At 52.2% G+C, this 12186-nt stretch carries 9 protein-coding genes; 5 read left to right on the top strand and 4 right to left on the bottom strand.

Annotated features, from left to right (window positions below; all coding sequences use genetic code 11):
• Nucleotides 1-90: 90 nt before the first annotated feature.
• Entirely contained in the window at nucleotides 91-2610 is a 2520-nt protein-coding gene (locus tag BUF15_RS01400; RefSeq protein ID WP_073611635.1) for an amino acid permease, read from the bottom strand.
• Between the two features lie 410 nt (nucleotides 2611-3020).
• On the opposite strand from BUF15_RS01400, the gene BUF15_RS01395 reads away from it, so the two are divergent.
• Nucleotides 3021-3767, top strand: a complete 747-nt coding sequence (locus BUF15_RS01395; protein ID WP_073611634.1) for a substrate-binding periplasmic protein — start codon at nucleotides 3021-3023, stop codon at nucleotides 3765-3767.
• A gap of 130 nt (nucleotides 3768-3897) precedes the next feature.
• On the opposite strand, the gene BUF15_RS01390 is transcribed toward BUF15_RS01395, so the two are convergent.
• Nucleotides 3898-4770 carry a DUF2971 domain-containing protein gene (locus tag BUF15_RS01390; protein WP_073611633.1) on the bottom strand — a complete coding sequence of 291 codons (873 nt, stop codon included), beginning with the start codon at nucleotides 4768-4770 and terminating at the stop codon, nucleotides 3898-3900.
• Between the two features lie 431 nt (nucleotides 4771-5201).
• Between BUF15_RS01390 and BUF15_RS01385 the strand changes: the two genes are divergently transcribed.
• The 4 genes from BUF15_RS01385 (at nucleotide 5202) to melA (ending at nucleotide 9385) form a co-directional block, all read left to right on the top strand.
• Entirely contained in the window at nucleotides 5202-6200 is a 999-nt protein-coding gene (locus BUF15_RS01385; RefSeq protein ID WP_073611632.1) for a sugar ABC transporter substrate-binding protein, read from the top strand.
• 78 nt (nucleotides 6201-6278) lie between these two features.
• Nucleotides 6279-7055 (top strand): ATP-binding cassette domain-containing protein, encoded by a 777-nt coding sequence (locus tag BUF15_RS01380; protein ID WP_073611741.1) that lies wholly within the window; start codon nucleotides 6279-6281, stop codon nucleotides 7053-7055.
• Complete coding sequence (locus BUF15_RS01375; RefSeq protein WP_073611631.1) at nucleotides 7052-8011, top strand: ABC transporter permease; 960 nt, start codon at nucleotides 7052-7054, stop codon at nucleotides 8009-8011. The genes BUF15_RS01380 and BUF15_RS01375 overlap by 4 nt, the downstream gene beginning before the upstream one ends.
• 18 nt (nucleotides 8012-8029) lie before the next feature.
• A complete protein-coding gene (gene melA, locus BUF15_RS01370) occupies nucleotides 8030-9385 on the top strand; it encodes an alpha-galactosidase (protein ID WP_073611630.1) in 1356 nt (451 codons plus the stop codon).
• A gap of 67 nt (nucleotides 9386-9452) precedes the next feature.
• Here melA and BUF15_RS01365 read toward each other — a convergent pair whose 3' ends face one another.
• Both BUF15_RS01365 and BUF15_RS01360 read right to left on the bottom strand, forming a co-directional pair.
• Nucleotides 9453-10787 carry an aspartate kinase gene (locus BUF15_RS01365; RefSeq protein ID WP_073611629.1) on the bottom strand — a complete coding sequence of 445 codons (1335 nt, stop codon included), beginning with the start codon at nucleotides 10785-10787 and terminating at the stop codon, nucleotides 9453-9455.
• Nucleotides 10788-10929: 142 nt separating this feature from the next.
• A complete protein-coding gene (locus BUF15_RS01360; RefSeq protein ID WP_200802303.1) occupies nucleotides 10930-12168 on the bottom strand; it encodes a Zn-dependent hydrolase in 1239 nt (412 codons plus the stop codon).
• Between the last annotated feature and the right edge of the window lie 18 nt (nucleotides 12169-12186).

The raw sequence follows: 12186 nt of genomic DNA, 5'->3' as shown, positions 1-12186 counted from the left end.
GATGGATAACAAAAAAATCAGACTAGATAAACGCTAAACCAAGACATTAGTGGATATACCGATGGCTGTCAACGGGCCACAGGAACAGCCTCAGTCGTCAATATTTCCCTGCGAAATACCGTGTGATGCAAGATCCTTTGCCGCCATGACTGACTTACTCTCCTCACGAGCAACCTTTCTTGCCGCTTCATCAGCCTTCTCACGTGCCTGCAAAGCTGTTTTGAGCTGTTTCATCACCGACGAGTCAAACAACCCGCCGGAGAGTTCGATTTCCTTCATCTTCTTCTCAGCAACCCGAACAGCTTCCTCCGCCTCTTTACGGGCAAGGGCAGCCCGCCGTTCAGCCCGCTCAAGCGCATCAAGCGCAACAGCCAGCCCCCCTTCACTACCCTCTTCCGGCTCAGCATCCAAATCCACCTTCTGCCCAGCGAGTACCAAAGCGGTAACACCGAGGCGGGCCAATAGCCTGCCGGCGGGATCTCCGAACATATCTACAGGCTCGTCTTTTTTCAAACCAAAGGGCATGAAGGTGAGAGCCGTATCTTCTGCGAACTTCACGACCGTATCTGTATCGGCCGATGGCAACAACACAAATTCTGCGGGAATCCGGCTTTCGTCCAGCAACTCCTGCAGTTGCTGCCTGTTTTCTGCACTGTCTTCGGGATAATTGATAGCCAGCAGACGTATTTTCGCCTCACTCCATCCCTCCTGACGAGTGGTGAGATAGGCGAGCAGCAACATCAGCCGGCTGGCCGCATCACCTCGCCACCACACATCGATTCGTCGTTCCTCACTTATCGTATGTGCCATTTTTTCCCAGCATTCTTCGGCTGAACTGAGAACGACAAGATGGCAGCCCAACCGGTGCGCCCCACGCAGATACTTTCCGTAGAGTATGGCCCTGCGCTCTTCATCCCAGCCATCGCCTATCCAGTTAAGCAGAATAGTATTCGCCCTGAGGGGACCCATGCCAAAAGACTGCAGCAGGGTTTCAAGCGAGGTCCTGATATCGCCGCCGGCCACAACCCTGCAAAAGACATCCTTACGATAGGGCCTGATTTCCCGGCGGAGTTCCTCTTCCGCCTCCTGCCGTGCTTTACGCATAACGGCTCCCTCACCGGTGAGAAACCTGACGACCGTAGTCAGCCCACTTCCTCCCTCAATAAGTGAGGCAAATTCCAGCAGGGTGCGACGCCGTTCGGGATCATCGGAAAAGGCAAGGATATAAGGACGCCAGTCCCTCGGATGATCAGAGTCGGAACCGACTGCCAGCAGATCGGAGCGTATCCGCTGCAACAGGTGGGAACGTCTGCCATCGGCCCAACGGGCTGGAATATCTGTGCTTCGTAAATAGAGATACACAGCTGTCAGAATGGCAATAGCCACGATCCCACTCATACTGTCAATTGCCAGCATCGCTCCAAGGCAAAACAGAAAACCAACAAGGCTCACGTAGCGATGATAGTAACGAAACCGAGGCCGAAACGAAGGACTCGCGGCCTGGGCTTCATAGTACGTGGCGTAATTCAGCAACCCATAAGAAATGAGAAAGAACATGGAAACCAACCGGGCTATCAGGTCAAGCTGGCCGAGGGCAATGGTAATGCCGGCAATGACTGCCGATAGCAACACTCCACGGCGGGGATTGTCCGTCGGGCCGCTACCTTTGGCAAATGGACCGAGAAATGAGAATATTTTATCTTTTGCCAGTGACTGGAGAATACGCGGCGCACCCAGAAATGATGCCATAGCCGAGGAGAGGGTCGCGGCAATTACACCACCGGTAATAAGCCCCCCCCAATGGGAAATGTCTGCCATCACACTATAGTCGCTGGACAGTTTCGACAAGGGCTCACCGGCGGCAAAAAGTACGGCGACAGAGAAGTAGACAATTATGGAAAGCAGCACTGCGGAAAAGGTGCCAAGCGGGAGACTTTTCCCTGGATTTTTCAGATCCCCCGACATGCTCACCCCTTGGGTGAAACCAGTAACCGCCGGAAAGAAAATAGCGAAGAGCGTCCAGAACGGAGGTCCTTCTGCAGGAGGCCTTAGGTTTGCCAGCAATATTTGACTATCCCAGTGTTCGATTCCGCCCAGATAAAAAGAGACCAGAGCGAGAAAAAGAACGCCCATGACCCCAAACTGGAAACGAGTGGCAAGATCCGCCCCCAACCAAGCCAACACGAAAAGCAACCCGACCGCAACAGCCGCAATCAGCTGAGGCAGTATCACCGGAGCCCCACTGAAGAAAGAGGCAACAACCTCGCCGAAACCTATACAATAAAAGGCAATCGACACCGACTGAGCGAGAAAAAGTACCAAGCCAAGTGCACCACCGAACTCAAGGCCAAGAGTCCTGGATATAAGATAATAGTCCCCTCCACCCTTCACTTTCAAATTGGTGGCGATGGCCGCCAACGAAAAACTGGTCAGTACCGAAATGAGATTAGCGATGGCGATAATCAACAGAGCAGTAAGGAGTCCGGCACTGCCAACAACATACCCCAGACGGAGAAAAAGAATGATCCCCAGGATGGTGAGGATAGAGGGCGTAAAAACTCCAGCGAAGGTGCCGAGCGTACCGGCCGGGCGAGCAGATGGGTTCGCCATGATACATTTTTCCTTTGCTGCTGGAAAGCAGCGAATGAGGGGATATAAATAAAGGGTGTTACCACCACATTGCAATGGCTTAGGTGTCAAACACGATGCAGCCTTCGTGATACAATCATTGCACAATCTTCATTGGCCACAAAGAGAAAAGTTGCTCCTGTTCATTGCCGTGCCCGTATGAAGACATGTATCAGACGCAAGCCATAGCATCTTCAGCCTTATTCCCCCAAGCTACCAAATTAAAAGCAACAATAATTTTGATAATTATTTAACTTTTCACATATCCTATTAGTAAGGTTTTTTGACTTTAGTATTTGCTCTTTGCTAGACTCATATGGTCAGGCGTCTGACGCATTCAAAACCAATTACCGCAGCTTACTCATCAACGCAGTTAACAAGGAGAAGGGATTATGTTTTTGAAGCGTTTCTTTATGGCATGTTCAATCGTTTCGCTCTGTATTGTCGGCATCAATTCCCAGGCTGCAGATTCTGTCAAACTCAACACCCTGGACTGGGAACCATACATTGGTGAGAAAATGGACGGTAATGGCTTTGTGGCAACACTTGTCAGAGAAGCTTTTACTGCATCAGGGTATACGGTCGAGTTTGCCTTCCAGCCATGGGTGAGAGCAAAAGCCACAGCCAAGGACGGCAAAGCTGATGGTTGTCTTCCAGAATATTATCTTAAAGAAGATCAGGCTGATTTTCTCATTTCCGAGCCTTTTCCTGGAGGACCGCTAGGCTTTATGAAACGAAAATCGGACAACATTGCCTTTTCGAAACTGGAAGATCTCAAAGCTTTGAAAATAGGTGTCGTCCGTGGATATGTTAACACAGAAGATTTTGACAAAGCGGACTATCTGCAGAAAGAAGAGGCAAATGACGATATCACCAATCTTCGCAAACTCCTCGCTGGACGTCTCGACCTTGTTGTCATCGATAAATTTGTCGGACTCTACCTGATACAGCAGGAGATGCCGGACAAGGCTGGAGAGATCGAATTCGTATCGCCAGCTCTCGAAGAAAAGACTCTGCACGTCCTTATCTCCAAGAAGACGGCCAATGCAGACGCAAAAATGCAAGCATTTAATGATGGGTTAAAAAAGATCAAAGACAGTGGCAGGCTGGATGAGCTGATGAAGAACAGTGGATTCTAACACCTCAAAGAGATAAGCCCATAGCAAGACTGGTCCCGTCAAGCCTCACGGTCCTGACATGACCAGTCTTCTCATCCCTCTAACTACCGCACCGTTCCCACATCTGCACTAACCGTTACCACCCAACTGCTTACTTTCCCCGAAACGGAATCTGGCAATACGATATCCCACGCTCCGGCCTGATCCCGTTCTTGGCGAGATACATGGTAAGCGAATTCATGGAAATCGTCTTATTGGGCGTTGGCCCCAGGAACAGGTGCTGCAGTGCAATGGGGCTCAGGTCAAACATGATATACGGGACCAGCATCGATGTCCCCTCGCGAAACAATACCGGTGCATCGAGATAGTCTGTGATCACCGGCGAAACAATCCGCCATTCTTCCTCCTCTCGAAACGACGGGTGCTTCAACAGGGCGGCGATCCGGAGCAAGTCACTTTCGATCTGTTCAAAGATGACATGATACCCATCGCCGTTCCCCGCACCTGGCTCCGGGACAGCAACGGGGAGATGATCGGCAGCAAGTCTTTCCACCGCATCGACCACCTGACTGATCAGCAGAGCCTGCTGATCACAGCTGTACACACAGCGGCCGATCTCAAACGACTGTTGCTCGGCGCATCGCAGAATATATGCCGGATCAAAACCAAGACTCACCCCTTTCCCCAACCGGCTGTAGCCGCGCCACTGACTGAGCAGGTTGCCGTTGGCCCGGAAGGAGGCAGCAAAGAGCATATGGCCATTGGTGATGCGGTGGGTAACCCAATCGAGGAACTGGTTGAGCAGATTGGGTCTGGTATGGCCCTCGGCAATTCGCCGGCTCACTTCGGTGCGGATAAGATCGGCGGTATGTTTCAGCTCAGCAGAATCGTTCATATAACGGATATCGGATGCCCACAGAGCCCCGCTCTCGACAATCCCCATCAACCCGTTGAAGCTGGTGTAATGATAGAGCCTCTCCTGCGGCACATCGGCATAGAGTGTTGCGGTTATATCCCGTATCATCGTCTTGGTATCATAGTGTTGGAATGATTGACCCTCTAACAAAATGCTGATCTTCGTTCAAAATCAGGTACACGTAAATACGTACGCAGGCAAAATATTGTACCACAGGCTGATCGTTCCCCAAAGTAGTGGATATAAAGTTCAACCACACCTTGTCAGCTTTCCACATAATGTTCGAATTCCATCTGGGTTCGGTAACCTGCCGCAGAGTGACATCTCCTACAATTGTCACACATCTCTCTCATCGAACAATGCTGTACACAAATCTCGGCGATAGGAATTACCGATCGAAGCACTAAACGACATAGGCAATAAGTATTTGTGATACTTTAACAATGCCAGTATATGGTGTTCCATGAACATATGTCAGCCTTTTTTTACTGACAAACAACCTGACAATAGACAAAGAACCACTCACAAGGAGGTCAATTATGATTGGCAAAAAAACAGGATTGTTGATGGCGTTGCTGGCAGTATGTATGCTCAGCAGCACCGTACTGGCAAAAGATACCCTGCAGCAAAGCGGCAAGGGTATCAAAATCTGGTTTGATACAGGAGGCCCCGTAGGCGAAACCTATAACACCATCGTTCAGCATGGTGCCGAACAGGCGGCTGCCGATCTGGGCTGTGACATCGAATTCATGTACTCCGACTGGAGTCCCCAGAAGATGCTGGAAAATTTCCAGAAGGCTCTTGCCGCTGGTCCTGACGGAATCGTCGTCATGGGACATCCAGGCGACGACGCCTACGCCCCCTTTATCAAGGAAGCAGTCGATAAAGGTATCATTGTCAGCTCCTCTGATACTGAGCTGCCAAACCTCATGGAAAAATACCAGGCATCCGGATTTGGTTATGCGGGCGTCTCCAACTATGCCCGCGGCAAAGCTCTTGCCACCGAGGCGGTCAACCGTTTTGGCCTCAAAAAAGGCGACAGGGCCCTCGTCTGGGGGCTGAAAAGCCAGCCTACCCGCGGCCTCAGCTCCAAGGCGCTGATCGAAACCCTTGAAAACAGTGGTCTCACCGTCGATTACATGGAGATTTCTCCTGAAATTGACAAAGACGCCAGCCTTGGCACCCCGGTCATCACCGCCTACCTCTCATCCAATCCGGACTGTGACATTGTCATTATGGACCACGGTGCACTGACCGCCCAGCTCGAAAACTTCTTCCGGGCCGCAGGCATTGGACCAGATGAAATTATCGGTGCCGGCTTCAGCCTCTCACCCGCAACCGCTTCAGCCATCAAGGCGGGATATGTCGACCTGGTCGGTGACGGCCAGCCCTATCTCCAAGGCTATCTGCCGGTTCTGCAAATCGTTCTAACCAAGCGTTTCGGATTCTCGGGACTGGAGATCGAAACCGGCGGCGGTTTCATCCACACTGCCAATATTGATCTCATTGCACCGCTGGCAGAAAAAGCCATTCGCTGATTTTTTTACCGATCAGTACTCCTTACACGGGTGCAAGCGATCATTAATATCGCCTGCACCCATCTTTTTGCTGGACCGATGGATACAATTCTCACCGCCAAGTCCCTCTATAAATCGTTTGGGTCGATACAAGCCCTCACTGATATCAATCTCTCCATACCGAAAGGCCAGGTTGTTGCGCTCATCGGCGACAACGGTGCCGGTAAATCGACCATTATCAAGATCCTCTCCGGAGTCCACCGTCCAGATTCCGGCTCCTTGTGGATAAATGGCAACGAAGTCAACATGCGCAGCTATTCCGTGCGAATGGCCCGGTCACTGGGGGTGGAAACGGTCTACCAGGAGCGTTCTCTGGGAGAGAAACAGCCACTGTGGCGCAATGTGTTTGTTGGCAGGCATCTGCGTAATGCGCTCGGCTTCATTCGGGTCAAGGAGGAAAAAGACCTGACGCTTGCCATGCTGCGCAACTCCATCGGCCTAAAAGGAGTAGGCATCTCGGCTGATGCCCTGGTCTCGACACTTTCTGGTGGAGAACGCCAGGGGCTCGCCATTAGTCGCGCCATGCACTTCAACTCCGCCCTGACCATTCTCGACGAGCCGACAACCGCCCTTTCGGTCAAAGAAGTTGGTCGGGTGCTGGATTTTATCCGTTCGATCCCAGACCGGGGCAACTCAGCTCTCTTCATCTCACACAACCTCCACCATGTCCATGAAGTAGCCGATATGTTTCTCTTTGTCGCCAGAGGAACAATCGCTTATCAATGCCGACGAGAAGAAATGAGCGTTGCCGAACTCTTTGAACAGCTGGAAACCCTCTCCATGGCCCCCTACGATCACGAGCGGACGGTAGCATGAAAACCACACTGTACAACTACCGCCTTCAGCTTGGCCTTTTGCTGCTCCTTGCCGGTCTTCTGAGCCTTTTCATATACCTCAGCCCCCAGACCTTTCTCCACAGGCGCATCTATGTCGCCTTTATGTCGACCATCCCCTTCCCCACCCTGTTAGCTCTGGGACTGACCCTGCTCATTGTTGCCGGGGAAATGGACCTCTCCTTTCCCTCTATCATGGTCATCTCCGGGCTCAGTTTTTCAAACGTTGCTCAGGCCACCGGCAGCCCGCTGCTTGGCTTTTTTGCCGCTCTTGCCACCGGGGCATTCGCCGGATTATGCAACGGCCTGATCGTAGTGTGGATCGGGGTTCCGGCCATCATCGCCACCATCGGCACCCAGTTTTTTTGGCGAGGCGCCTCCACCCTGCTCGCAGATGGCCTGGCCCGGAATCTGACGAATCTGCGGGACACCACCTTTCACGACATCCTGGTGGGAAGGCTTTTTGACTGGATCCCAATGCAGACCATCTGGTGCCTGCTCGTCGCCCTGCTGTTCTGGCTACTGCTTAACCGGCATATCTTTGGCGATGATGTTCGCTTCATCGGTGACGATATCGGTACTGCTAAGATGATGGGTGTAAAAACTGACACTGTCCGTATCGCTCTGTTTGTCATCATGGGCCTCATCAGCGCCCTGGCCTCAGTCATGGTCTGCCTTGAGATGGCCAACTGGTGGCCAACGCAAGGCGAAGGGTATCTTTTGCTGGTGTTTGCCGCAATTTTCCTTGGCGGAACCTCTGTCTTTGGTGGACAGGGCACCATCTTCGGGACAGTTGTCGGTTCGATTATTATCGGCATCCTTGAGGCGGGTATCATCAGTGCAGGCCTCTCCGGATACTGGACCAGATTGGTCCATGGCCTGGTGATTGTCCTCTCCGTCTCCCTCTATGCCATGGCCTTTTCCACACGCCGCAAATAACAGGTTCAGGAACATAAAATGAAAAAAATCGCCATCATCGGTGCCGGAAGCACCATGTTCACCCGTCAGATCCTTTCTTCTCTTTATTGCTACCGTGAACTCGCCGAGCTACAGGTAACACTGGAAGATCTCGATCAAGCAGCACTATCACGAACACTGGCCCTCGCCCACAAAATGCTGACTCAAGAAGGTCTCCCAACCAAGCTGATCACCGCCACAACAAACCAGAAGGAAGCCCTGACTGGTGCTGACTGCGTGATCAACTGCATCCAGGTCGGTGGCCTTGCCCCCTGGAAGCTTGATATCGAAATACCGAGAAAATACAACGTTGATCAGGAAGTTGGCGACACCCTTGGCCCAGGTGGAATTTTCAGGGCCTTGCGCCAGATTCCGCCTATGCTGTCAATTTTGGACGATATGGAACGTCTCTGTCCGGACGCGCTCTTTATCAATTACGCCAATCCTCTCGCCCCACTCACTTGGGCTGCAACCCAATATTCTGATATCACCTCCATCGGTCTCTGCTACGGGGTGACCTACACCGTTGCCCAGCTTGCCGGTTATCTCGGTTTTGGCCCATGGGTCGAGCATCCGCACACCCCGGAAGCCTGGGATCAGTTGATGTATTCACCCATTCCCGACAATATCGATGTGCTCTTCGGCGGCATTAACCACATGACCTGGATTCTGCAGATGCTGGTGGATGGCGTGGACCGGACCGATGAAATCGCAGGCATCCTCGCGAAACCTAAAGTCCTGGCAGCGGACGGCGTCCGCTGTGAGATACTCAGACATTTTGGCTACTGGTCGACGGAAAATCACTGGCATTGTAGCGATTACGTACCGTATTTTCGTAAAAATGCGGCAATGATCGAGCGGTTTGTGCCCCACCGTTGGAATCTCTTACAGCTAGAGGAGCAGATCCACCGGCGGGATACGGAAATCATCGACCGGCAGTTGCGAGGGGAACAGAGTATACGGGTTGAAAAAACGGTACTCAACGCCCCGAAAATCATTCACGCAATGTGTACCGGTCAAACGGCAAAAATCAACGGTAACATCAGAAACAACGGGTTGATATCAAACCTTCCGCCGGAATGTATTGTCGAAGTACCCATCTTTGTGGACCGCTCAGGACTGCACCCCACAAGGGTAGGAACCCTGCCGCCGCAGTGCGCCGCCCTGAACCGGTCAATGATCAGTGTCCAGGAACTGATCGTCGAAGCTGCACTCAATTACAGGAAAGAGGCCGCGTTTCATGCCATCTGTCTTGATCCACTAACGGCGGCTGTCTGTACGCTTGATGAGATTGCAAAAATGTTTGATGAACTCTGGCAGGCTCAGCAGCCGTGGCTGCAGCCATACTGGGGCTAGGAAGGAAGAAAGCAGGAGGTCCCGGCAGCAGCACAACACGTTGCTGCCGGACCTTTACATGTTGAAATCAGCTCTGTTTGCCCTGGCCAACAAAGACTTCGTAAAGAACCCTTACCGTAGCCTCGTAATCATCATCACTCACCCCGATGATGATATTCATCTCGGAAGCCCCCTGATTGATTACCCGCACGTTAATACCGGCCTTTCCAAGAGCGCCGAAGATCTTGCCGGCTATACCGACGGTGCGTACCATACCTTCACCGACCACCGCCACCAGAGCGATATTTTTTTCGACCGCAACATTGTCCGGCTGCAGTTGACGACAGATCTGATCGATCAGCACATCATCAAGCCCGCGCAATTTCTCATCTTCGAAAATAACACTCACCGAATCGATGGAGGAGGGACACTGTTCAAAACTCACTCCTTGCTCGCTCAAAATGCCAAGCAGCCTGTAGACAAAACCCACCTCGCGGTTCATCAGCGATTTTTCAAGACTGATCATGGAAAAGCCCTTCTTGCCCGCAATACCGGCAATCTCGGTGCTGGAGATGGTTTTGTCGCTGAGTGTTGCGGTGATAAGGGTTCCAGGATCTTCCGGACTATTGGTGTTTTTGATTCTGATGGGAATGGAGGCTTCGCGTACCGGCAGAATCGCTTCGTCGTGAAACACCGAAGCGCCCATATAGGCCATCTCCCGGATCTCACGAAAGCTGATCTCGTCAATGGGCCTGGGATTGTCAATGATGCGGGGATCAGCCATGAGGATCCCCGAGGTATCGGTCCAATTCTCGTAGCATGCCGCCCCAGCCGCTCGAGCGGCGATGGCCCCGGAGATATCCGAGCCGCCACGGGAGAACGTTTTAACCTCGCCATTACGATCACGGCCATAGAATCCGGCCATAACATAGCGTGAATCGAGGTTGGCCAGGCGAGCACCGAGCAGATCGTAACTTTCCGGAGCGATGGTGCCGTTGGCGCGAATGACAATATATTCGGCGGGATCGATAAACTCCGCACCCAGGTACTCTGCGATGAGCCTGGCAGAAAAGTATTCACCGCGCGAGGCGGCATAATCAGGGGTACATCCGGCAGTCAACTCTTCTCCGAATCTGTCGATATCTGAAAGAATTGTCTGATCGAGATTCAGGTCAACAGCAATCTCCATATACCGCCCCCGGATAAGACCGAACGGTTCATCGATACTGGTGGCCATCGCCCCCATCTCCTGGCAGAGGTAGAGCAGATCTGTGAGTTTGCTCTCGCCACCATGCCGTTTACCAGGCGCAGAAACAACGACGATCCTGCGCCTAAGGTCATGGTCGACAATACTCCGCAGCTTTTTTATCTGGTTTGCATCTGCAACACTTGAGCCGCCGAACTTGGCAACGATTCTCTCCATTTCAACTCTCCATCCGGAACGTATGGTATTAATTTGTAAAATCCTGACTTCGTTTTTATACCATTATTTCCAGCTGGAAGCCATTGGCCTTTTCTTTATCATATCAGGCACGCCTGGACAAACAAAGAGACACGGTGAGAGGCTACTTCTCGTTGGCTGATTTTAACATACACTGCAGCAATACATTGGTCCCTTTCTCACAATCCTCCCAACTTGACTCCTCAACCTCGACATGGCTTCGTCCCCCTTTGGAGGGAATGAAAATCATGGCCGCCGGTGCGATCTGGTTAATATAGCTGCAGTCATGGCCTGCCCCACTCACCATGTAATGGGAAGAATAGCCGAGACTGTCTGCGGCTTCGAGGACGTTATCAACCAGTCCCGGGTTAAACGGAGCACGCTCGACCCGCCAGGTGGTCTCCATTCTGAGATGTGTACCATGGCGGTCGGCAATAACCTGAAATTCACGGGCCATCATCTCCCAGGCAGACAGTGCATGGGCGTCCTCCCAGGAACGGACATCCACGGTAAAATGGACACCATCGGGAATGATGTTTCGTGAGTTTGGAAAATTATGAATCTCACCCACCGTACCCACCATATCACCCTGAATATGTGCAACCTTGTTGACCGCCTGAATCATCTCGGCGGCCGCCAGAAGGCAATCGTTGCGCCCGGCCATGGGCGTCGGACCGACCTGATTTGCGGTTCCGGTCAAATAGATATCGTACCAGTGAAGACAGAGTACTCCTTTAGGAACCCCGATTGTTTTGCCATAACGTTCAAGCATCGGTCCCTGCTCAATATGCAACTCGTAATTGGCATGAAGGGGAAATGCCTTGGCCGGCACCGTTCCCTTATAGCCAATCCGTTCCAACTCCTCACCCTGTGTTTTCCCATTGATGTCGGTACGTGCATAGGCCCAGTCCCGTTCCAGTTTGCCCACCCAGACTCCAGACGACACCATAGCCGGAGCAAAACGCGAGCCCTCCTCATTTGTCCAGTCGACAATAACGATATCCCGCTCGGTCTGAACCCTATTTTCATGCAGGGTCCGCATCACCTCAAGGGCGCCCATCACACCGAAAATTCCATCAAACCTGCCGCCTTTCGGCTGGGAATCGATATGAGAGCCGCTCATTACCGCCGGAAGCGCCCTGTTACGACCGGGACGATGACCAAAGATATTACCCATTTCGTCAATCGTTACTTCACAGTCTATCTCTTTGAGCCAGCTGCAGAACAGGTCGCGCGCGGCTTTATCTTCATCTGAAAGAGCCAACCGCTGCACCCCGCCACTTGGGGTTGCCCCGATTTTCGCCATTGTCTCAAGAGATTCCTGCAGCCGACGGCCATTGACCCGCAAATTTTTCCAACTCATGCATTCACCTTTTTCTTC

Origin of the sequence: Desulfopila aestuarii DSM 18488, from assembly GCF_900143695.1 — a bacterium.
GTDB lineage: Bacteria > Desulfobacterota > Desulfobulbia > Desulfobulbales > Desulfocapsaceae > Desulfopila > Desulfopila aestuarii.
This window is presented reverse-complemented; position numbering and strand designations above follow the sequence as displayed.

Coding starts and splice junctions, on each gene's coding strand:
- BUF15_RS01400 (WP_073611635.1), bottom strand. CDS start 2,610: ATGGCGAACCCATCTGCTCGCCCGGCCGGTACGCTCGGCACCTTCGCT.
- BUF15_RS01395 (WP_073611634.1), top strand. CDS start 3,021: ATGTTTTTGAAGCGTTTCTTTATGGCATGTTCAATCGTTTCGCTCTGT.
- BUF15_RS01390 (WP_073611633.1), bottom strand. CDS start 4,770: ATGATACGGGATATAACCGCAACACTCTATGCCGATGTGCCGCAGGAG.
- BUF15_RS01385 (WP_073611632.1), top strand. CDS start 5,202: ATGATTGGCAAAAAAACAGGATTGTTGATGGCGTTGCTGGCAGTATGT.
- BUF15_RS01380 (WP_073611741.1), top strand. CDS start 6,279: ATGGATACAATTCTCACCGCCAAGTCCCTCTATAAATCGTTTGGGTCG.
- BUF15_RS01375 (WP_073611631.1), top strand. CDS start 7,052: ATGAAAACCACACTGTACAACTACCGCCTTCAGCTTGGCCTTTTGCTG.
- melA (WP_073611630.1), top strand. CDS start 8,030: ATGAAAAAAATCGCCATCATCGGTGCCGGAAGCACCATGTTCACCCGT.
- BUF15_RS01365 (WP_073611629.1), bottom strand. CDS start 10,787: ATGGAGAGAATCGTTGCCAAGTTCGGCGGCTCAAGTGTTGCAGATGCA.
- BUF15_RS01360 (WP_200802303.1), bottom strand. CDS start 12,168: ATGAGTTGGAAAAATTTGCGGGTCAATGGCCGTCGGCTGCAGGAATCT.